This is a genomic window from Herbaspirillum sp. YR522, assembly GCF_000282575.1.
Classification (GTDB): domain Bacteria; phylum Pseudomonadota; class Gammaproteobacteria; order Burkholderiales; family Burkholderiaceae_D; genus Herbaspirillum.
Window position 1 is genome coordinate 16,003 of sequence record NZ_AKJA01000129.1, and the last position, 22,130, is coordinate 38,132.

Below are 22,130 nucleotides of genomic sequence, written 5' to 3' on the forward strand. Positions count from 1 at the left end.
GGCGTCGACATTGCGACGTCCGGGACTCGCGCAGCCTAACCGAGGGCAAAGCTCATCGCGATGGTCTTTTTTATATTACAACGGAATAATTGATTTTCTTCGTGCGAATTTTCGCTCTGTTTTTCCCCGGTTCACTCCCATTGTCGAGCTCGTGTTCGAAAGTGCCTCATTGTTCCCAAAGCCGTCCATCGGCAGTAATCAGAGCAGACCTGATTTGCTTGTCAGAAAACACCGACATGAGCGCGACCCGATAACGCGCCAGCTGCGCCGCATAATCGGCGCGTTCGCTATCGAGCAGGCGCCGCTTGTAGTCGAGCACCCAGACCTCGTCGTCGAACATGACCACCCGGTCGCAGCGCAACACGCCGCCGGGGGTGACGATCTCCATCTCGTTGCGCGCCGCGCGGTGCAGCGCGGGGTCGAAAAACCGTTGCAGTTCGGGCTGCGTCAACAGCCGCCGGGCCTGTTCGTGCACCACTGCTGCCAGCCCGGCATCGATGCCCAGCCAGGGGCCCACCACATCGGCCGCCGGCAGCTGCGCCGGCCACCGCCCGCCGTGCGTCACGCGCTCCAGCAGGGCGTGCAGCGCCACCCCTTCGTCAATGGCGGCACTGGTCGCCAGGCTGCCATCTTCGGCCAGCAGCGGCGCGTCATCGTCGTCAATGCCGGCCATGCCGAACAAGGACGGCGGCTGCGGCGTCGGTTCGAACAAGGCCAGCTCGAAACGCTCCGCGTGACTGGCGTCGCCTTCACCGGCGACCTGCTGCGCGTCGATCTCGCGCACCGCGGCCGCCGTCGAGAACAGCCGCTGGTACCAGCTCCCTTCCTGCATGCCGTCGGCAGCCGCGCCACGCGTGCCGGCCACGCCGCTCACCAGCAGCAATTGCTTGGCGCGCGTCACGGCCACGTAGAGCAGGTTCCAGTCTTCCTGCAGCCGGAACTGCTCTTCGGCCTGGAACAGCGGGTGACGCGCACGCCCCCGTTCGGCGCGGCGCCCGAATGCCGAGAAGTGCACCGGCGCATCGCGTTCCTGTGGCCAGTCGCACAGGATGCCGACGTGGTCTTCCGCACCCTCGCTATGGTTGGTATCGAGCAGCGCCACCACCGGCGCCTCCAGGCCCTTGGCACTGTGCACGGTGAGGATGCGCACGGCGTCGGCGCTGGCGTCGACGCTGGCTTCGTCGGGAGCATCGCCGCCACCGCTGCGCGCCAGCACGCGCAAGGCATCGATGAACTTGGGCAGGCTGGGATAGCGTCCGGCGTCCATGTTGAGCGACAGCTCGACGAAAGCGGCGATGTTGCCCAGCGTCTGGCTACGGGTGGTGGGCGGGGCGTGCTGTGCATAGCGGGCCACCAGTTGGCCCTGGTGCAGGATCATGTCCAGCAGGTCGTGTACCGGCAGGTGCGGTGCCGCCTGCAACCAGCGATCCAGCAGCCGTACCGCGCGTACCATGGCGGCCGAGGCCGAACCATCGTCGCGCATGGCCAGCATACGCTGCCACCAATGTCGGCTGTCGTCGCGGTCGCGTCGCGCGATCTGGATCAGGTCGTCGTCCACCGCACCGATGATCGGGCTCTTGAGCACATGCGCCAGCGCGCGCGTGTCATCGGGCGTGATCAGGAAAGTCAGCAACGCGATCAGGTCGGCGATCTCCAGCGACTCCAGCAAGCCGCCACGCCGGTCCGACACGAACGGCACGCCGGCGTCGCGCAAGGCGCTCTCGTAGGCCGCCAGGTGGGTACGCTTGCGCACCAGCAGCATCACATCGCTCCAGCGCAGCGCCCGCCCATCGGCACCGTCGGCCACCCTGACCTCGGCGCGCGCCAGCAGCAAGGCGCTCGCCAGGGCTTGGCCCTCGCGCTTGCGGCGGGCGTCTTCCTGCTCTTGGCGGGGGGTGGTCAGCGGGTTGCGCCAGGCCACGGCAGCCGGTTCCGGCGCCTCCTGCTGCACCGGTTCCTCGATGCGCGCCAGCGGCAGCTTCCAGACTTCGCCGCCCTCCAGTCCCAGCGTGCTCTGGCGCGCATACAGCGGGTTGCCCCCTTGCAGGAACGACTGGTTGAGCAACTCCACCACGGCGGTGGCGTTGCGGCGGGTCTGGTTGGCGCGCAGCACCACGGCGCCCTGCGCGCGCAACATCTCGCGTGCGGCCACGAACACGCGCGGCTCGGCGCGCCGGAAACGATAGATCGATTGCTTGGGGTCGCCCACCACGAACACCGTGGGCTGCTGGGCATCGCCGCCGTAGGCCTGCAGCCAGGCGCGCACGATGCTCCATTGCAGCGGGTTGGTGTCCTGGAACTCGTCGAGCAGGATATGGCTGTAGCGCGCGTCGAGGCGGGTCTGCAGGTAGGCCGCACTGGCCTCGTCGTTGAGCAGCCGGTAGGCATGCCATTCGAGATCGGCAAAATCGAACACCCGCTGCTCGGCCTTGACCTCCTGGTAGCAATCGAGATAGGCGCGACCGGCCACGAACAAGGCCCGGTTCAGTTGCAGCACCAGCTTCTCGAAGCTGCGCTGCTGCAGCTCGGCCAGCGCGTCGCCGAGGGCATTGAACTCGTCCTCGAAGGCGGCCAGCGCCAATTCGTCGCCGCGTTCATCGACCTTGGCCAAGGCCGCCAGCAAGGCCTTGACGCGACCGTTCTTGCGGCGCTTGTCCTTGTCGTCGAAGAACTGGCCGAACAGGCTGGCGAAGCCCTCGGCCGACGGCGCCTGCGACAGCACCGTCTCGATCGCCACCGCACGCGCCTGGTTGGCTTGCGAGCCCTGCCCCAGCAGCCGCGCCACTTCGCCCAGGCGTTGCAGCAGGCTGCCGTCGCGCCACAATCCCAGGCGCGCATCGGCCAACGCGTCCTCGCCGCACATCTCCTGCAGCCAGCGCAGGGGCGCCGGCTCGTGCATGAATTCCTGCACCCCGGCACGCTCGTCGTCCAGGGTCGACGCCCACCATTCGGCACGCTTGTCGAGAAACGCATCGAGCAGGTTGCGGGCATTGAAGTCGCCGGCCAGTTCGTACAGTTCCAGCAGTGCGGCCTTGACCGGCGCGGCGTCGCTGCGGCGCAAGCCTTGCATGAAACGGCGATAGGCTTCGTCCTGCAGCTCGCCGTTCTTCTCGGTCAACGCGTAGCCGTGCGGCACGCCGGCGGCCAGTGGCGCAATCTGCAACAGCCGCGCGAACCAGCTGTGGAAGGTATCGATCGACAGGCTCTGCTCGCTCGACAGGATGCGCTCGTAGAGTCCGCGCGCCAGCGGCAGCAAGCGCGCCAGGTCGGGCTCGGCCACGCCGCGTTCGAGCAAGAGCCGCCCCGCATGCTCGTCACTGGCCAGGGCCAGCTCGTGCAACAGCTCCATGAGCCGTTCGCGCATTTCCTGCGCGGCCTTGCGGGTGAAGGTGATGGCCAGCAGCTCCGGTGCCTGGGCGCCGGCCAGCAGCAGGCGCAGCATGCGCCCGACCAGCAGCCAGGTCTTGCCGCTGCCGGCGCAGGCCTCGACCACCACCGAGTGGCGCGGGTCGCAGGCCGCGCGCGTGAAACTGGCGGCGTCGGCGGCGACGTCGTTGATCTCGTAGGGGATGGCCGACGGCAACAGGGGTTCGTTCACAGCCATGCCCCCTTGCGGCACAGGCCGCGCATATCGCAATACTGGCACACCGATTCGACGCCGTTGGCCGGCAGCGGCGCGCCATGCGCCACGGCTTGCATGGTGCCGGCGATCTGCTGCCTGAGCACCTGCTGGCGGGCGCCGAAGTCGGGTGCGGCGGCGTCGCCCAGCGCCTGCCCGGCCAGTTCCAGCGCCACATACGATGCGGCATCGATGGTGCCGCCGGCCAGCAGACCGTAGAACGCCAGTTGATGGTCATCGTCGTCGGCCACCTTCTGCCGCAGGCTGGGCAGCGCCCGGGTCTTGTAGTCGAGCACGGCGCGCTCGCCCTGGTCGTTGGCGTCGACGCGGTCGATGCGGCCGTGCAGTTCGACCGCGCCATCGGACCACGCCAGCGTCTGCGACATGGCCTGTTCGCCAAACACGAAATGCCAGCCGGCGGCTTCGCGTTCGGCGGCCCACAGCAGGTAGGCCGGCATCACCCGCTGCCAGCGCGCGTAGTAGGCCAATGCCGCCGGATGCTGTGCCAGCGCGCGCTCGAACACCTCGGCCGATATCTGCTGCAGCAGCGTCGCGCGCTGCGCCTGGGGCGGCTGCTGGTCGCGCACGCGTTCGTGATAGCGGGTCAGGATCTCGTGCAGCCAGCTGCCGTAGTCGCGCTTTTCGGGCATGTCGGACAGTTCGTCCATCACCGCCACGCGCAACATGCGCGCCGCGAAGAACTGGTAGGGGCATGCCAGGAAACTGCCGAAGCCGCTGGCCGACAGGCGCCCGGGCAGCAGGTCGGGGGCGCTCGGGGCGGGCATGCTGGCGCTCACCGCCTGCAATGCATAGAGGGGTGCATGCAACTGCACCGTGGGCAATCCGGGCAGGCCATGCTGGGCCAGCTTCAGTTGCAGCCGCTGCACCCAGGGACTGACCGGATTGGGTTCGCCGTTCTGCTGGCTTTGCCAGCACAGCACCACCTCGGGATTGACGCACAGCAGCTCGGTAAGGTCGCGCAACTGCTGGCGCTGCCGTTCGGCGCGTGTGACCAGGCCCAGTTCGCGCCGTACCGCGTTCGAGAAGAACAGGGTCTCCTGCGGTGGCGACGGCAGGTGCGCGGCGTCGGCGCCCAGCACCAGCACCGCGTCGAAGTGTCGCAGGCGGGCGCCGTTCAGGGGCAGCATCACGACCCGGCGGTCGGTGATGGGCGGCGTGCAGGATGTCGCATCGAGCCGCAGGTTGAGCAACGCGCGCCACTCGGCAAACGTGAATTCGTCGGCCAGCGCCGTGCCGGCCTGGCGCCCGGCAATGTCGTCGAGCAGCAGCAGGCATTGCTGGCCGGCGACATCCTCGGCCAGCGCTTGCTGCATATCGAGCGCATCGATCATCTCGCGCTCCAGCAGGCACCAGCCGGCCAGGTCGCGACGCCCCGAAAAGCGCGACGCCAGGCGCGCCAGCAGCACCATCCAGCGGCGCTCGCCACCGGCCTCGTCGAGCTCGGCAAATACCGACTGCAGGGTGTTCCAGTCGCCGGCGATGTTGTTGCGGCGCAGGCGCGCCTCGATGCGCATGATGCGTTCGCCGCGCTCGGGGTCGCTGGCGAAGACGAAGGGCGACTTCAGCAGGTCGAGCAAGGCCCCGGTCTCGCCGCGCGCGGCGACCAGGTCGTTCCAGGCCGCCAGCGCGGCGGCGGCGCGGGTGGTCGAGAGCTTCCAGCCGGTTTCGTCGGCCACCACTACCTGCGCCCGTTCCAGCAAGGCCCGCAGGCGCCGCGCCGGGACCCGGTCCTGAGCCACCACCGCGATCTCGCCCTTGCCCTGCTCCAGCCAGCGCAGCACGATGCGCGCGCCCTGCACGGCGGCGTCTTCGAGGTCGGCGGCGGCGCACAGCTGCGGCAGCGGCGGCAACCGTGCCGGCAGCGGCGAGGGCACGGCATCGTCCTGCAGCAGCTCGGGCCAGGCCGCGGCGTACAACGCGGCCGGCCCGGCCAGGCCGACGCCGCTCCAGTCCATGCCCAGCACGCACACCGGCTGCCGCCGGGCGTACGCTTGCAGGAACGCGCAATCGAGCGCCTCGGGCGCGGTGGGGCTGATCCACACCAGCGGCAGGTCGGCATGCGTGGCCAGCCTGAGCAACGCATCGAAGCGCTGCACCAGGCGGTCGCTGCCATCGAGCTGGCTCTTCCAGACGGTCCAGACCAGTTGCGCCTCGTCGGACAGCATGCCGTGCGCGTTCGGGGCCAATGGTTCGAGCAGGGTCGCCAGCGCCTGGCGCCAGCGGTCCCGGCCCACGTCGGCCGCGCCGGCGCCGGCCCGGATCTCGGGCAGCAAGGCCAGGGTCAGTTCGTCCGACAACGCCAGCAGCGTCTGCGCCAGCGGCAGCAGGTCGGCATTGCGGCGCGCCGAGAACATCTTCTTGAGCCAGCCGTGCTCGCGCAGCTGGGCATACAGCTGCATGAGGCGCTCGCTTTCCGGGGGCGCTGCGGATGCATCGGGGGGCAGCATCGCCAACAGGCCGGAAGGGGTATTGATGCGCGGCGCCAGGTAAGGACGCTGCAGCGCGCGGCTGAGCGCGGCCTTGAAGTTGCGGGCGTGCGAGAACGCCGGCACCAGCAGCTGGCAACCCGAGAAGTCGAGCGCGCCCTGGCCCTCGCCGTGCTGCGCCAGCGCCTGGCCCAGCGGCTGGTCGGGCGCCAGCAGGCGCGTGACGGCGTCTTGCCAGAAATCGGCGGAAGGCGGAATCGAAATGGTCGCTAGCGTCATGCGGGGATCGGGGGACTCGGCGATTGATTTTTTCTCTGGGCCCGAGAGATTTTTTCAATCGGAAGCCCACTCCAACAGCAGCGCATTGTAATGCCAGCATCGCCGCCGCCGCGTACTTTCGGCCACCGGCATGCCGCAACGCCGCGCGCGGCGCGGGCCGGCGATTTCTGCCCGGCCCTGATGGCGCCTGACAACAACAGCGCCGGCACGACGACACTTTTGGCAAAAATCGGTTATGATTGTTTTTGTACCCGCCGCAACATCCTGGCGCGCTTCAAAAACAACTTGAATCGGCGCGCGACGACTCCACGTAGACTCAGCAACTCCGGAAGCGTTTGGCCTACGCCAGGCAATATGGTCTCTGACCACGGCGCTATTTGACCCCCTTATTCTTACCTCATTCCGAGGACCTGCCATGAGCGAAAACATCAAACATATCTCTGACGCATCTTTCGAAGCCGATGTGCTGAAGTCCGACAAGCCTGTGCTGGTCGACTTCTGGGCTGAATGGTGCGGCCCCTGCAAGGCGATTGCCCCGATCCTGGAAGAAGTCGCCAAGGAATACGAAGGCAAGCTGCAGATCGCCAAGCTCGATGTCGATTCCAACCAGGCCATTCCCGCCAAGTTCGGCATCCGCGGTATCCCCACGCTGATCCTGTTCAAGAACGGTGCGGCAGCCGCCCAGAAGGTCGGCGCGTTGGCCAAGGGCCAGCTGACCTCGTTCATCGACAGCAACATCTGATTTTTCCCCGACGACGGCGCGCCCGCGCCGTCGTGGTCCGACTGCATGGCGGCGGACATTTTTAAACCACACCACGCAACTCCCTCCCCCACCTTATAAATTCCCGTCCCGGGACACTCATATGCACTTATCAGAATTAAAAGCGATGCACGTCTCTGCGTTGCTGGAAATGGCCATCAGCCTCGACATCGAGAACGCCGCGCGCCTGCGCAAGCAAGAACTGATGTTCGCCATTCTCAAGAAGCGTGCGAAATCAGGAGAACAGATCTTTGGCGATGGCGCCCTCGAAGTGCTGCCTGACGGCTTCGGCTTCCTGCGCTCGCCCGATGCCAGCTACATGGCATCGACCGACGATATCTATATCTCGCCGTCGCAGATCCGCCGTTTCAACCTGCACACGGGCGACTCCATCGAAGGCGAAGTGCGCACCCCCAAGGATGGCGAGCGCTACTTTGCACTGGTCAAGGTCGACAAGGTCAACGGTGAACCGCCCGAGGCGTCGAAGCACCGTATCCTGTTCGAGAACCTGACCCCGCTGCACCCCAACAAGATCCTGCAACTCGAACGCGACATGCGCGGCGAGGAAAATATCACCGGCCGCATCATCGACCTGATCGCGCCGGTCGGCCGCGGCCAGCGCGGCCTGCTGGTGGCGTCGCCCAAGTCGGGCAAGTCGGTGATGCTGCAGCACATCGCGCACGCCATCACCACCAATCATCCGGACACCGTGATGATCGTGCTGCTGATCGACGAACGCCCTGAAGAAGTGACCGAGATGCAGCGCTCGGTGCGCGGCGAAGTGGTCGCATCGACCTTCGACGAGCCGGCCACGCGTCACGTGCAGGTTGCCGAAATGGTGCTCGAGAAGGCCAAGCGCCTGGTCGAGATGAAAAAAGACGTGGTGATCCTGCTGGACTCGATCACCCGCCTGGCACGCGCCTACAACACCGTCATCCCGGCATCGGGCAAGGTGCTCACCGGCGGTGTCGACGCCAATGCGCTGCAGCGCCCGAAGCGTTTCTTCGGTGCCGCCCGTAACGTCGAGGAAGGCGGCTCGCTGACCATCATCGCCACCGCCCTGATCGAAACCGGCAGCCGCATGGATGACGTGATCTTCGAAGAATTCAAGGGTACCGGCAACATGGAAGTGCACCTCGAGCGTCGCCTGGCCGAAAAGCGCGTCTATCCGGCCATCAACCTGTCGAAGTCGGGCACCCGTCGCGAAGAACTGCTGATCAAGCCCGATCAGTTGCAGAAGATCTGGGTGCTGCGCAAGCTGATGTACGACATGGACGAGATCGAAGCGATGGAATTCATCCTCGACAAGATGAAATCGACCAAGAACAACGCCGAGTTCTTCGACATGATGCGTCGCGGCAACTAAATCCGGCATCACCTCGACAAAACGGCCTGCGCCCCGGCGCCGGCCGTTTTTTTACGCCCGGCGAGCGATTCATTGCCAGGATGCAAACACCGGGTACCCGAAATGCCACACGGCGGGCTGGGGACGACGCCTGTTTTGCCTGGCCGGGGCGTTTGATTGTATAATTTCGGACTTTTCCAAACCGGCAAGTGATCGACAATCGGGTCAAGAAGCGGGGCGACCGACGAAGTGACGATTGGCTACCAAACTACTGCAGAGGCAATAATGAAAGAAGGCATTCACCCCGACTACCGCGAAGTCCTGTTCCACGACGTGTCGAACGACTTCAAGTTCCTGACCCGCTCGACCATCGGCACCCGCGAAACCGCTGAATTCGAAGGCAAGCAATACCCGCTGGTGAAGATCGAAGTCTCGTCCGAATCGCACCCGTTCTACACCGGCAAGCACAAGATCGTCGACACCGCCGGTCGCGTCGAGAAGTTCCGTCAGAAGTTCGGTACCGTCGGTTCCAAGACCGCCGTCTCGAAGGGCTGATCCTTCTGGATCGTGCTGCTGCCACCGCAGCGGCATCTTCGCAAAAAGGCAGCTGCGGCTGCCTTTTTTTGTGTGCGCCGGCCGTGCTGTTGCCGACGATGCACGAAACAACTTTTTACCGGGAATTGCTGCACAATAACGGTTGCCCGACGTCGTCCCGCCCGGCATGGCCATATCGGCCGGCAAGCGAGGTCGAGCCCCGATACCGCCCGACCCCGTGACCGCCGATGCGGCACGCAACGATCAGCACCACGAGACAAGAGCAACAACATCTTGATGAAGCCCGTCCGTCTTCCCGCCTCCGCCACCAGTGCCTTGCCGCGCATCGCGCTGCTTGCGCTCGCCCTCCTGTATATCCTGCCCGGCCTGATCGGGCGCGACCCGTGGAAGAACGAGGACGCCACCAGCTTCGGCATCATGTGGACCATGGCCCACGGCAGCCTGGCCGACTGGCTCAGCCCCAACGTGGCAGGCTTGGCCTTGCCCGCCGAAAGTCCGTTGGCCTACTGGTTCGGTGCGATCTGCATCCGCCTCTTCGGCTGGCTGCTGGGCGACCCGCTGGCCGCTCGCGTGTCGACCGTCGGCTGCTTCCTGGTGGGCTCGCTGTCGATCTGGTATACCACCTACCTGCTGGGTCGTCGCGCCGAGGCGCAGCCGCTCAAGCTGGCCTTCGGCGGCCAGCCCGAGCCCAAGGACTTCGGCCGCACGCTGGCCGACGGCGCCTTCCTGATCTACCTCGGTTTTCTCGGCCTGCTGCTGCACAGCCATGAAACCAGCCCCAAGACCCTGCAGATCGCGCTGGTGGCCTATGCCATGTATGGCGCCGCGCGCGTGTTCGACGTCCACAAGCTGCGTCATGCCGCGTGGCTGGGCATGGCGCTGGGATTGCTGGTGCTGACCTACGGCTGGGTGCTGCCGGCCGGTGCCCTGGCGGGCCTGGTGATGCTGGCGGCGATCCGCCGCGATGCCCCCGCCGCCCGCCTGCTGCTGGGCGTAGCGCTGCCGCTGGCACTGCTCATCAGCGCGGCCTGGGTGATGGCGGTGCGCATCCTGATGCCCGAAGCCGCCGCCGGCCAGTTCGACCTGTGGATGAGCTGGAACGTCTACCAGCTCAATCGTCCCACCACAGGTGCACTGGGCTTCTTCCTGCGCTATGGCGTCTGGTTCGCCTGGCCGGCCTGGCCGTTTGCCGGCTGGGCGCTGTATGCCTGGCGCCGCCAGCCGGGTTCGCTGCACATCGCGCTGCCGCTGGCGTTCTTCATTCCGCTCACGCTGCTGGTACTGATCAACGTCCACAGCGAACAGGGCATGCTGCTGCCGCTGCTGCCGGCGCTGGCGATCCTGGCCGCATTCGGCCTGCCGACCATGAAGCGCGGTGCCATCAATGCGGTGGACTGGTTCTCGGTCATGACGCTGACGACATCGGCGGCCTTCATCTGGATTGCCTGGATCGCCAAGGAAACCGGCTGGCCGGCGCAGATCGCACGCAATGCCTTCAAGCTGGCCCCCGGCTTCAAGCCCGGCTTCGAATGGACCTCGCTGCTCATCGCGGTGGCCGCCACGCTGGCCTGGATCGTGGTGGTGCACTGGCGCATTTCGCGCCGGCCGTCGGTGCTCTGGCGCGCCGTGGTGCTGTCGTCGGGTGGCGTGATCCTGTGCTGGGTACTGCTGATGACGCTGTGGCTACCCTGGGTCAACTACGGCAAGAGCTATGCAGGCGTGGCCGAGCAGATCGAATCGAAGCTGACCTCGGTCAAGCAATGCGTGCAAACCAACGTCGGCCCCGCACAGCGTGCCTCGTTCGCCTATTTCGGCCATGTGCGCTTTGCCGACGAACGCTTCCAGAGCTGTGACTACCTGCTGCTGCAGGACGACATCAGCAACGAAGATGCCACCGTGATGCTGCGCCAGCACCCTGGCACCTGGCGCATGGTGTGGGAAGGCCGTCGGCCATCGGACCGCGACGAACGTTTCCGCCTGTACCGCCGCGTCGATAGATGAGGCCGGGGGTGCTGCATGACTGACCAACGGCCCGAGCCCGACCAGGTTGCCGGCCACCTGTCCTCGCGCGCGCAGGTGGGACGCATCGGCCGCCTGGCGTGGCCGTTGCTGGTCGGCCAATTGGCGCTCATTGCCAATGGCGTCATCGATACCGTCATGGTGTCGCGCTTCTCGGCGCTCGACCTGGCCGCCCTGGCGCTGGGCGTGTCCATCTACGTCAGTGTCTTCGTCGGCCTGTCGGGCGTGCTGCAGGCACTGCAGCCGACGATCGGCCAGTTGTTCGGCGCCGGCCGCTTGAGCGACATCGGCGGCGAAGTCCAGCAGGGCATGTGGCTGGCCGCGTGGCTGGCGCTGGTGGGCATGCTGGCGCTGCTGTTCTCGCCGTTGTTCCTGTCGTTGGCCCAGGCGTCGCCCGAACTGGTCGACAAGGCCACGCTCTACCTGCGCATCGAGGCCCTGGCGCTACCGGCCACGTTGCTGTTCAGGGTGTATTCGGCGCTCAACACGGCCATGGCGCGGCCCAAGATGGTGATGGCGATCCAGCTGTGCGGACTGCTGCTCAAGCTGCCCCTGAATGCGCTGCTGATCTTCGGCGGCCTGGGCTTGCCCGCCTTCGGCGGCCCCGGCTGCGCCATTGCCACCACCGTGATCGCCTGGTTGATGGTGGTGGTGGCCTGGCTGCTGGTGTCGAAGCTGCCGGCCTATCGCCCGCTGCACCTGTGGCGGGGCGGCCTGAAGCGGCCCAGCTGGAAGGCCCAGCGCGAACTGCTGCGACTGGGCATTCCGATCGGACTGTCTTATTTCATCGAGGTCACCGCCTTCACCCTGATGGCGGTCTTCATCGCCCGCCTGGGCGCGGTGCCGGTAGCGGGCCACCAGATCACGGCCAACGTCGGCACCGTGCTGTACATGCTGCCGCTGTCGATCGCCAGCGCCACCAGCACCCTGGTGGCACAAGCCATCGGCGCCGGCCAATGGCGCGATGCGCGACGCATTGGCAAGGCCGGCATCCGGCTGGCGGTGATCCTGTCGGTGCTCATCGGGGTGGCGGTGTGGTTTCTGCGCGGCCAGATCATCCAGGCCTATACGCCCGATCCGGTGATCGTGGCCGCCGCGCTGCCATTGTTCCTGTTCATCGCCTTCTACCAGTTGTTCGATTCGTTGCAGGTGACGGTGGCCTTCGTGCTGCGCGCCTACAAGGTGGCGGTGATACCGACCGTGATCTACGCCGTCACCCTGTGGGGCGTCGGACTGGGCGGCGGTTACCTGCTGGCGTTCGACAGGCTGGGCATGACGCCGGGCTGGCTACAGGGCGCTCCCGGCTTCTGGATGGCCAACAGCGTCAGCCTGGGGCTGGTCGGCGCCGGTCTGCTGGCCTACCTGCGGCGGGTGCAACGGCGCGCTGGCGTCGGGCCTATGGGCCGCTGAACGCACCTGCCCGTCCGAACAGGTCATCGTTGCTGGCCTCCAGCAATCCCTGGGTCTGGGCCGCCGCGGCCGGGCGGCCCAGCAGGAACCCCTGCACCTGGTCGCACTGCAGCCGCTGCAGCGCATGCAGTTGGGCCTCGGTTTCCACTCCTTCGGCCACGACTTCCATCTGCAGCGCATGCGCCAGCGCAATGATGGCCGCCACGATGGCACCACTGGAGTGGTCGCCCTGGTCGAGGCGGGATGTAAAGAAGCGGTCGATCTTGATCTGGCGGCAGTGGAACTGCGCCAGGTAGGCCAGGCTGGAATAACCGGTGCCGAAATCGTCGATGGCGATGTCGAAGCCCAGCGACTGCAATTCGGCGATGATGCGGGTACTGCGCTCGACGTTCTTCATGGCCGCGGTCTCGGTGATCTCGAACATCAAGCGCTGGGGTGCCACGCCCGCTTCGGTGACGATGGCGATGATGCTTTCGACCAGGTCGCCGCGCATCTGCTGCGGCGACAGGTTCAGCGCCACCTTCACCGGCGGCACGCCCTGCGCGTCCCAGTGCTTGACCTGCGCGCAGACGGCGCGCAGCACCCAGTCGCCGATGGCCACGATCTGGCCCGAGCGCTCGGCGATCGGGATGAACTCGCCCGGGCTCAATTCGCCCAGATCCGGGTGCCGCCATCGCAGCAGCGCCTCGATCCCGGTCAACTCATGGCTGCCGCCACGGTACTTGGGCTGGAAGTGCAGGCTGAACTGCTGCTGGGCGATCGCCTGTTGCAGCGCCTGGCGCACCAGCAGGTGGCGCATGGCGGCGGCATGCATGGCGGGCTCGAAGAAGCGATAGGTATTGCGTCCGCTCTGCTTGGCCTCGTACATCGCGGCGTCGGCGCTTTGCATCAGGGCATCGGCCGATTCGCCACTGTTGGGATAGACCGCGATACCGATGCTGGAAGTCATGCGCAGCAGCGTGCCGTCGACGTCCACATCGTCCTGCAGCGCCGCCAGCACGTTCTCGCATAATTGCTCGACCACCTCCGGCGAAGCGAGGTTGCCCATCACCACCACGAATTCGTCGCCACCGATGCGGGCTACCATGTCCTCGCCGCGAATGCAGCCGCGGATGCGCTGCGCCACGGCCACCAGCAGGCAGTCGCCGGCGGCATGACCGAGCGAGTCGTTGATGGCCTTGAAGCCGTCGAGGTCCATGAACAGCACGGCGAACATGCGGCCATTGCGGCGAGCCACCTGGATCGCATGCTCGATACGCTCGGCCAGCAAGGCGCGGTTGGGCAGGCCGGTGAGTACGTCATGGGTAGCGAAATGCAACAGCTTGTCATTGGTGCGCCCGACGATGCGCTTGAGCACCGTGTTGCGCTGGGCACCGCTGACCACCAGGGCCAGCGCCATGGACAGGAAGGCAACAAACACGATGCCATTGACCAGGTGCTCGCGCGTCACGCCCGAGGACCTGCGGCTACCCGCTGTCGGGTCCAGCTGCAACGCGCGCAGCGCCGCGCCGGCGCTGGCCACCAGCGCCACCCCGAGCAGCAAGGCCGCCAGCACCCGACGCGCCTGCTGTGAATGCAGCGAGCCGGCGCTGACGCGGCGATGATTGGTGGCCGAGAAAAGCGTCACGGCAAACACCGACGTGGCTTGCATCAACACCAGCGCCAGCGCCTGCAACACCGGGTCGAACGCCAGCGCAGGTGCCAGCTGCATGGCCTTGAAGATCAGGTACAGCGCCAGGTTCAGGGCCATCCCGATAAGCAGTGCGCCGGCCAGCAATCGCACGTTCGTCGGCCGTCGCACCCCGGACAGGTGCATCAGGTAGAACATGCCCAATACGCACAGCGACAGTGCCAGCGTCAGCAGACGGGTGTCGAACACCACCGGCCGGGCCAGGCGCGGTGCACTTGCGCACAGGATCAACACCGCCCACAGGCCGATGCCGAAGACCAGCGCGCCGATGGCCAACCACAGGCGTCGATGCTTGGCATCGTGGGCGGTGATGCGCTCGGATATCTCGAGCCCGGCATAGGCGGCCAGGCTGGCCACCAGCAGGCCGAACGTCAATAACAGGAAATTGAAAACCCCAGGCATCGCTGTCGCCCCGCATGATTCGCCGCCCGAGCGCCCCGCTACCGGGACTGCCCGCGACAGGTGTCTTGTCGTATCGCGGACGTGTAATGGCCGACCGCGTTCCATGCCGGACATGGACGGTCCCCGCGCTGCCGCGCTGGCCCGGACGTGCCCGGTGCTATGCAAAAGTTACGTAACTGAGCGCGTTGCGATGCCAACCCGGTGGCGTCGTCATGCGCGGATGCTGCCGACTAATTTATGATTCGATTTGTTTCATCAAGGCCAGACATTGCCGCAAGAAAAATAACAGCGGGATCCGTGACATCGGGGGCCCGCGCATCGTCGACTGGCGTCGGGAGCGCGTGGCCGGGATCGGGCGCTTTGCGGCAACCGCCCTATTCTAGCGAGTTGCGGCGAGATTGAACGTATCGCCAAGCCATCCCGCACAGTGAGAAATGTATCTGTTGGGATACAGTTATCAAAAATATATTAATAACAATCCGTCAATTGCGCCAATGTGTCCTATAACGGACATAAGCCCTTGGCGCGTGGTATCGCGACATCCGCACGGATGCGCCGGCCAGTGCGGGCCTGATCGCAGCGATACTGCACTGGGCGGGACGCTGCGGTCATCGTCTCAAACCGTGGGACTGCACATGACCTCATTTTCGGGTTCACACTACTGCTCACCGAGGCGCTGTGACAGGCGTCGCGCCGCGCCCGGCCCGGGTCGCCGAAGGCCTTGCTGGGCCGGGCTCGCCAGCCAGTGATAGTTAGTCACGTTTGAGGCGTAATTCATCCAAAAATCAAACGTACCCCGGAACGCTCACCGTCAAAGTACCTTCGTCGACCATGGAAACCGCCAATCAAAAATTTGCCAAGCGGCTGCGTGCTGCAATGGAAAAAGCTGGATACGAGCCAAAGCCTGCCGTCCTCGAAAGAGAGTTCAACCTGCGCTTCTGGGGCAAGCCGATGACATTGCACGGTGTGCGGCGCTGGCTGCTTGGCGAATCCATGCCCAAGCAGGACAAGCTCGAGACCCTGGCGGAATGGTTGATCGTCACGCCCCAGCATCTGCGCTTCGGCGAGGAAATCGGCAAGCGCATCGACAAGCGCCGCGCGCGCTGGGAAGAGGCGATCGGCTATCGCGAGCGCGAGGCCTTCGAAGCCTTCATCAACCTGCCCGCACCGCAGCGCAAGATCGTCAAGGAAGTCATCTTCGCGTTTTCACAACTGGCCAACGCCCACGCCGCCGACAAGGCTGCCGCGCCGGCCAAGGCTGCCGTCAAGCGCCGCGCCCGCGCCTAGTAGCGCCGTCAGGCGCGCTGGGCAATCGCTGCGGCCACCTGCACGCAGTGATCGACCTGCTCCTCGATGGCTTGCGGCACCGCACGCCGCCCCTCCAGCACCGATGCGATCCACTGCGCCGTGGTATGCGCGTCGCGTCCCTCGGGCAGATCGGCCAATTCCTCGGCCACCGTCTGCTTTTCCACCAGTACCGTGCGTTGCCCGCCACTGAACCAGTCGATGCGTTGTGCGCGACGCGCATTGGCCACGGTCTCGCCCTCGGTGCCCCGCATCAGGAACGCATCGCCCCGGCCATGGGGAGCCGCCTCGGTGAAATAGTGGGTAAGCATCTCCAGGTATTCGGGGTGGGTGTACGAGCTCAACCGTAATGCCGGACCGGCGAAAGGTTGCATGATCTTGACCAGGGTGTGGGTCGAATTGCGCACGCCCAGCACCCGACGCAATGACAGCAGGTGCGCCATCTTCGGTGCCAGCACCTCGATCGGCACGAATGCCGGCTGCCCGCCGGCCATCAGGGCCTCGGCCTGCCCGGCGCTGGTGGCATGGGTCACGCCCAGCGCGGTGAAGATCTCGGCACTGGTCACGCGTTGCGGATCATGGGTAACCCCGTGCATCAATACCGGCACCCCACGCCGCACCAGCAGCATGCACAGCAGGGGCGTCAGGTTGGCCATCTTGCGCGAACCGTTGTAGCTGGGCAGTACCACCGGCGCATAGGCGCCGGCCGGCGCCTGCAACGGCGCAAACGAAGCCTCGGCGGCATCCAGGAAGCCGCCGATCTCGGCCACCGACTCGCCCTTGATACGCATGGCCAGCAAGATCGCGCCCAGTTCGAGATCGGATACGCGCGCGTCCAGCATGGCCGCGTACATGCGGCAGGCGTCTTGCCGCGACAGGCTGCGCGCGCCATCCTTGCCGCGGCCGATTTCCTTGATGAAAGCGGCGGCGGCAAACGGCTGGCCGGCGCCCGCCAGGGCGTCTTGGGTAGAGTGATCGTTCTGCATGGCCGCAAGGTTACACCAAAACGCCCAGCCCACCCGCCGGCGGGGCGTGGGCGCGGGCTTTACATTACAATAGCGCCTTTCCTAGCGGTTCCCACCATTGCAATCATGATCGTTCTCGGCGTCGAATCCTCCTGTGACGAAACCGGGCTGGCTCTGTACGACACCGAGCGCGGCCTGCTGGCGCACGCATTGCATTCGCAAGTGGCGATGCACCAGGAATACGGCGGCGTGGTGCCCGAGCTGGCCTCGCGCGACCACATCCGACGCGCCATTCCATTACTGCAGCAGACCCTGGCCGAGGCCGGTATCGTCAAGACCGACATCGATGCCATCGCCTATACCCAGGGCCCCGGCCTGGCCGGCGCGCTGCTGGTGGGCGCCTCGGTGGCGTGCGGCCTGGCGCTGGCGATCGATCGCCCGGTGCTGGGCATCCACCACCTCGAAGGCCATCTGCTGTCGCCGCTCCTGGCCAGCAAGCCGCCGGCTTTCCCGTTCGTGGCCTTGCTGGTCTCGGGTGGACATACGCAATTGATGCGGGTCGATGGCGTGGGCCGCTACGAGCTGCTGGGCGAGACGCTGGACGACGCCGCCGGCGAGGCCTTCGACAAGTCGGCCAAGCTGCTGGGACTGGGCTACCCGGGGGGGCCTGAGATTTCGCGCATGGCCGAGTTCGGCGACCCCAAGGCCTATACGCTGCCGCGCCCGATGCTGCATGCGAAGAACCTGGACTTCAGTTTTTCGGGCCTCAAGACAGCGGTGCTGACGGTGGTCAGGCAACAAGGCGCCAACGGCGCCAACATCTGCGAGCAGGACAAGGCCAACATCGCACGCGGCTTCGTCGACGCCATCGTCGAGGTGCTGGTCGCCAAGTGCATGGCCGCGCTCAAGCAGACCGGACTGAAACGGCTGGTGATTGCCGGTGGCGTCGGCGCCAACCGCCAGTTGCGTCAGGCGCTCGATGCCATGGCGGCCAAGCGCCGTCACGAAGTGTTCTATCCCGAGTTGCAGTTCTGCACCGACAACGGTGCCATGATCGCCTTCGCCGGCGCCATGCGACTGCGCCTGCAGCCCGATGCCGCCACCCGCGAATACGGCTTCGGCGTGCGACCGCGCTGGCCGCTGGACGAGTTGAAACCGCCGCTGGCGGCCTGACCAAGGTCGGCCGGCTGCCCGCGACGGCAGCAGCGTCCTACTTTTTCTTCTGTCCCAGGCGACTTTCCTTGCCGGCCAACAGGTTGCCGATATTCTTGCGGTGGCGGTACACCAGCAACACGCTCATGGCCGCCACGGCCAGCAGGATACCGTCGGTGCTGCCGAACAGCAGGCCGTAGTAGAACGGCGCAAATACCGCCGCCACCAGCGCTGCCAGCGACGAATAGCGAAAGGCAAACGCCACCACCAGCCAGGTCGCCAGCGTGGCCAGGCCGAGCCAGATATCGAGCGCCAGCAGGATGCCCAGCGCCGTGGCCACGCCCTTGCCGCCGACGAAGCGGAAGAACACCGGCCACAGGTGGCCCAGGAACGCCGCCAGCACCACCAGCGCCAGGCCGCTGTCGCCGACCCCGTAGCGGGGTCCGAAATGCTGCGCCAGCCATACCGCCAGCCAACCCTTGAAGCCATCACCGAGCAGCGTCAGCGCCGCGGCCTTCCTGTTGCCGCTGCGCAGCACGTTGGTGGCGCCGGGGTTCTTCGATCCGTAGGTGCGGGGGTCGGCCAGGCCGAACAGCTTCGAGACCACCACCGCAAAGGAAAGCGATCCGATCAGGTAGGCGCCAATGGCGAAGAGGATGTTGTTCATGGGAATTCCACTAGAAACGTGTTGGATTGATCAGTCGGGCAATGCGCACTGCACCGCCTTGGCCGGCAGCACCGCCAGCAGCACGGCCGGCGCCAGGCCGACCAGGAAGCCGCGCCGCCCACCGTTGATATAGATGCGTTCGAGTTCGAGGATGCTCGACTCCACGTACACCGGCATGCTCTTGCGGGTGCCGAAGGGCGAAGTGCCGCCGATCAGGAAACCGGAATGGCGGTTGGCCACGTCGGGCTTGCACGGTTCGACCGACTTGCAGCCGATCTGGCGCGCCAGGTTCTTGGTCGATACCTTGCAATCGCCGTGCATCAGCACCAGCAGCGGCCTGGCCGCCTCGTCCTGCATCACCAGGGTCTTGACCACGGCATGCTCGGCCACTCCCAGCTCGCGCGAGGACACCGAAGTGCCGCCGTGCTCTTCATACTGATAGGGATGCTCGGTGAAGCTCACCCCATGCTTGCGCAGGAACTGCGTGGCCGGGGTCTCGGAGATATGCTCTTTTCTGGAACTCATGGGTGTGTATAGTCGACCGGCGTCCCGCTGATGCAGTCACGCCGCCATGGGCGCACATTATGCCGCAAGATCGGCGCCTTGCGCGCTAGCCGCGCGGGTGATGCTGCGCATGCAATTGCTTGAGCCGTTCGCGCGCCACATGGGTATAGATCTGGGTGGTCGAGATATCGGCATGCCCCAGCAGCAACTGCACCACCCGCAAGTCGGCACCGTGATTGAGCAGGTGGGTGGCAAAGGCATGGCGCAGGGTATGCGGCGACAGGCGCACCGAAATACCGGCGGCCAGGGCATGCTTCTTGATCAGGGTCCAGAACATCTGGCGCGTCATCGGCCCGCCGCGCGCGGTCACGAACAGGGCGTCGTCGACCTGCCCGGCCATGATCTGCGGCCGCCCCTGGCTCAGGTAGCGCACGATCCAGGCCCCGGCCTCTTCGCCGAACGGCACCAGGCGCGTCTTGTTGCCCTTGCCGGTGACGCGCAATACGCCTTCGTTCATGCCCACCTCGATGGTCTTGAGCAGCACCAGCTCGGACACCCGCAGGCCGCTGGCATACATCAACTCGATCATGGTGCGGTCGCGCAGCCCCAACGGCGTGGTGACATCCGGGGCGCCCAGCAAGGCCACCACCTGGGCCTCGGACAGGGTCTTGGGCAAGCGCTGCGGCTGGCGTGCCGAGCGCATCTTGAGGCAAGGGTCGACGCTGATGCGGTTCTGTCGCAAGGCCAGCTGGAAGAAACGCTTCAATACCGCCAGGCGGCGATTGGCCGAGCTGGGCTTGGTCTGGTCGTGGCGCGCCGCGAAATAGGCGGTAAGGTCGGCGGCCGACGTCGCCAGCAGCGACTTGCCCTGCGCCTGGTGCAACCAATGGGCGTACAGGGTCATGTCGCGCCGGTAGGCATCGAGCGAATTGCGCGACAGGCCGTCTTCCAGCCACAGGGTGTCGCAGAATTCGTCGATGGCATTGCGGCTCTCCGGTGGCGCCTCGATCTTCGGTGTGGTGCGTCCCATGGTGTGCTCAGTAGCCCTGTACGCCTTCGTGACGCAGCAGCCAGCGCTTGACGTCGAGGTGGAAGTGCTCGACGTCGTCATGCGCCGAAAAGCCGCCCAGCCCCCCTGCGGCGGTGACGCGGTGACACGGCACCAGCAGGGCGAACCAGTTGGCGCCGCAGGCCTGGCCCACCGCGCGCGGCGCCGAGCCGATGCGCCGGGCGATGTCGCCGTAGGTCAGCACGCGGCCCACCGGTATGTCGTCGATGGCTCGCCACACCCGTTGCTGGAACGCGCTGCCGACCTCGGCCAGCGGCAGCTTGAAGCGATACTGCGGATCGTCGAGGTAGCGCGCTATCTGCTTGACCGTCCTGGCGGCGAGGGTATCGGTGGGCGCCTTGTCGGCGAAACCGGGCCGCAGGTAGACCAGCTCGGTGAGCACGCCGGCACCGGTACGGATGCCGATCGCGCCGAACGGGGTCGGCATGACGGCGGCAAAATGAGCAGTGAGCGGGCAAGCGGGCTGGGGCATCTTGGGGTGCGGGGGCGGCGGCGCGGCGACCAGTGCGCCTATTCTAAGCAATCCGGCGTCCAAAAAGAAAAAAGGCGCATCGTCGATGCGCCTTGAAAACTCCTTGATGCATTCCCGGCCGTTCGGACAGCTTCATCGAATGCACGTCTCCTCAGTTCCCCGGTATCGATACCGTTTGTTATGCACCACCCACTCGTATCCGGTTGCCGGGCTGGCAAATTGCGCTTGCCAATTCAGCAAAGCACGCACTGTAGCAAAACTTTTGGTCGCTTCAAAGCACTTTTTTGATGGCTGGAAAGTGCATTTCTGCAACTCAACAGACATCACATGAATTTAGGGCAAAGCCACGCCGGTTGGGGCTTTCCCGCCTCGCGTCATTTCGCGGCGACGGCCGCGGCTTCGCGATTGACGGCGGCGATCAGGTCGCGCCCGATACGGTTTTCCATCTGCTGCTGCACCGGCAGCAGGGCCTGCCGCCATTCGGCCTTCTGTTGTTCGGACAAGCGGTAGATGGTGGTCTTGCCGGTTTTCTGCACCGCCGCCAGCGCGGCCTCGTTTTCCTGCACGGCGATGGCGTTGGCGTAGCGGGTGGCTTCCTTCATGGCCCCTTCGAGGGCACGGCGGATATCGGACGGCAAGCCGTCCCAGAACTTCTTGTTGACGATCACCGCATAGCCCAGGTACCCGTGGTCCGATACCGTGACGTGCTTTTGCACCTCGTGCATCTTCTGCGTGTACAGGTTCGAAGGCGGGTTCTCGGTGCCGTCGACCACTCCGGCCTGCAACGCCTGGTAGACCTCCGAGAAGACCAGTACCTGGGGGCTGGCGCCCAGTGCGCGCATCTGTGCATCGAGCACCTTGGAGGACTGGATGCGCATCTTCAGGCCCCGGAAATCGGCCGGACTGTGCAGCGGCCGATTGGCCGACATCAGCTTGAAGCCGTTATCCCAATAGGCCAGCCCGGTGATGCCCTTGGGTTCGAGCTTCTTGAACAGCTCGCGCCCGATCGGGCCTTCGGTGACCCGATACAGCACTTCCTTGCTGGGGAAGATATAGGGCAGGTCGAACACCTCGAATTCCTTCACCCCCAGCGGCCCGAACTTGGCCAGCGACGGCGCCAGCATCTGCACCGCACCCAGTTGCAGGGCTTCCAGCTCTTCCTTGTCCTTGTACAACGTACTGTTGGGGTAGACCTCGACCCTGACGCGGCCGCGGGTGGCCTGCTCGGCCAGTTCCTTGAAGCGCTCGGCGCCCTTGCCCTTGGGGGTGTCGGCCGAGACCACGTGACTGAACTTGATGACAATGGGCTGCTGCGCCTGGGCGCTGCCGGTGTCGCCGCTACCGGTGGCAAAGATGAGCACGGCCGACATCACGCGCGCCAGGAAATGAAACTTCATGGTGTCCCCTGCGACCTTCGAAGGATATTGTTATGAACCGCCTTGGCGACCTGCGCGGATTCTGCCCAGGCCG

General features: G+C 65.7%; 17 protein-coding genes. 8 read left to right on the forward strand and 9 right to left on the reverse strand.

The window, feature by feature from the left end; all coding sequences use genetic code 11:
- Positions 1-166: 166 nt before the first annotated feature.
- Both PMI40_RS17765 and PMI40_RS17770 read right to left on the reverse strand, forming a co-directional pair.
- Positions 167-3,604: an exodeoxyribonuclease V subunit beta gene (locus PMI40_RS17765; protein WP_008118184.1), complete on the reverse strand. Its 3,438-nt coding sequence runs from the start codon at positions 3,602-3,604 to the stop codon at positions 167-169.
- On the reverse strand, positions 3,595-6,345 hold the full coding sequence (locus PMI40_RS17770) for a PD-(D/E)XK nuclease family protein (protein ID WP_008118186.1): 2,751 nt from the start codon (positions 6,343-6,345) through the stop codon (positions 3,595-3,597). Before PMI40_RS17770 ends, PMI40_RS17765 begins: the two co-directional genes overlap by 10 nt.
- Before the next feature lie 90 nt (positions 6,346-6,435).
- Between PMI40_RS17770 and PMI40_RS24100 the strand changes: the two genes are divergently transcribed.
- From PMI40_RS24100 to PMI40_RS17795, 6 genes are all read left to right on the forward strand, one after another.
- Positions 6,436-6,726, forward strand: coding sequence for a hypothetical protein (locus PMI40_RS24100; RefSeq protein ID WP_157221604.1), 291 nt, complete (start codon positions 6,436-6,438; stop codon positions 6,724-6,726).
- Positions 6,727-6,760: 34 nt separating this feature from the next.
- Positions 6,761-7,087 (forward strand): thioredoxin TrxA, encoded by a 327-nt coding sequence (gene trxA, locus PMI40_RS17775; RefSeq protein WP_008118189.1) that lies wholly within the window; start codon positions 6,761-6,763, stop codon positions 7,085-7,087.
- Positions 7,088-7,208: 121 nt separating this feature from the next.
- Positions 7,209-8,471 carry a transcription termination factor Rho gene (rho, locus tag PMI40_RS17780; RefSeq protein ID WP_008118191.1) on the forward strand — a complete coding sequence of 421 codons (1,263 nt, stop codon included), beginning with the start codon at positions 7,209-7,211 and terminating at the stop codon, positions 8,469-8,471.
- Between the two features lie 264 nt (positions 8,472-8,735).
- The gene (locus PMI40_RS17785) at positions 8,736-9,005 is read left to right on the forward strand and encodes a type B 50S ribosomal protein L31 (protein ID WP_008118193.1); all 270 of its coding nucleotides are present in this window, start codon (positions 8,736-8,738) and stop codon (positions 9,003-9,005) included.
- Positions 9,006-9,281: 276 nt separating this feature from the next.
- A complete protein-coding gene (locus PMI40_RS17790) occupies positions 9,282-11,006 on the forward strand; it encodes a glycosyltransferase family 39 protein (protein WP_008118195.1) in 1,725 nt (574 codons plus the stop codon).
- A 15-nt stretch (positions 11,007-11,021) separates the two neighbouring features.
- Positions 11,022-12,434, forward strand: a complete 1,413-nt coding sequence (locus PMI40_RS17795) for an MATE family efflux transporter (RefSeq protein WP_008118197.1) — start codon at positions 11,022-11,024, stop codon at positions 12,432-12,434.
- On the opposite strand, the gene PMI40_RS17800 is transcribed toward PMI40_RS17795, so the two are convergent.
- Positions 12,421-14,526 (reverse strand): bifunctional diguanylate cyclase/phosphodiesterase, encoded by a 2,106-nt coding sequence (locus tag PMI40_RS17800; protein WP_008118199.1) that lies wholly within the window; start codon positions 14,524-14,526, stop codon positions 12,421-12,423. The two genes, PMI40_RS17795 and PMI40_RS17800, sit on opposite strands and share 14 nt — an antisense overlap.
- 831 nt (positions 14,527-15,357) lie before the next feature.
- Between PMI40_RS17800 and PMI40_RS17805 the strand changes: the two genes are divergently transcribed.
- Positions 15,358-15,813 carry a hypothetical protein gene (locus PMI40_RS17805; protein WP_008118201.1) on the forward strand — a complete coding sequence of 152 codons (456 nt, stop codon included), beginning with the start codon at positions 15,358-15,360 and terminating at the stop codon, positions 15,811-15,813.
- An 8-nt stretch (positions 15,814-15,821) separates the two neighbouring features.
- Here PMI40_RS17805 and ybiB read toward each other — a convergent pair whose 3' ends face one another.
- Positions 15,822-16,817 (reverse strand): DNA-binding protein YbiB, encoded by a 996-nt coding sequence (ybiB, locus tag PMI40_RS17810; protein WP_008118203.1) that lies wholly within the window; start codon positions 16,815-16,817, stop codon positions 15,822-15,824.
- 105 nt (positions 16,818-16,922) lie between these two features.
- Here ybiB and tsaD point away from each other — a divergent pair, with 105 nt between their 5' ends.
- On the forward strand, positions 16,923-17,969 hold the full coding sequence (gene tsaD / locus PMI40_RS17815) for a tRNA (adenosine(37)-N6)-threonylcarbamoyltransferase complex transferase subunit TsaD (RefSeq protein ID WP_008118205.1): 1,047 nt from the start codon (positions 16,923-16,925) through the stop codon (positions 17,967-17,969).
- A 37-nt stretch (positions 17,970-18,006) separates the two neighbouring features.
- Here the strand turns inward: tsaD and plsY are convergent, their stop codons facing one another.
- The 5 genes from plsY to PMI40_RS17840 form a co-directional block, all read right to left on the reverse strand.
- Positions 18,007-18,615: a glycerol-3-phosphate 1-O-acyltransferase PlsY gene (gene plsY, locus PMI40_RS17820; RefSeq protein ID WP_008118207.1), complete on the reverse strand. Its 609-nt coding sequence runs from the start codon at positions 18,613-18,615 to the stop codon at positions 18,007-18,009.
- Positions 18,616-18,645: 30 nt separating this feature from the next.
- The gene (locus tag PMI40_RS17825; protein WP_008118208.1) at positions 18,646-19,140 is read right to left on the reverse strand and encodes an aminoacyl-tRNA deacylase; all 495 of its coding nucleotides are present in this window, start codon (positions 19,138-19,140) and stop codon (positions 18,646-18,648) included.
- 85 nt (positions 19,141-19,225) lie between these two features.
- A complete protein-coding gene (xerD, locus tag PMI40_RS17830; RefSeq protein ID WP_008118210.1) occupies positions 19,226-20,149 on the reverse strand; it encodes a site-specific tyrosine recombinase XerD in 924 nt (307 codons plus the stop codon).
- 7 nt (positions 20,150-20,156) lie between these two features.
- Positions 20,157-20,615, reverse strand: coding sequence for a methylated-DNA--[protein]-cysteine S-methyltransferase (locus PMI40_RS17835; protein WP_008118212.1), 459 nt, complete (start codon positions 20,613-20,615; stop codon positions 20,157-20,159).
- Between the two features lie 419 nt (positions 20,616-21,034).
- Positions 21,035-22,030, reverse strand: a complete 996-nt coding sequence (locus tag PMI40_RS17840) for a TRAP transporter substrate-binding protein (RefSeq protein WP_085944265.1) — start codon at positions 22,028-22,030, stop codon at positions 21,035-21,037.
- Positions 22,031-22,130: the final 100 nt, after the last annotated feature.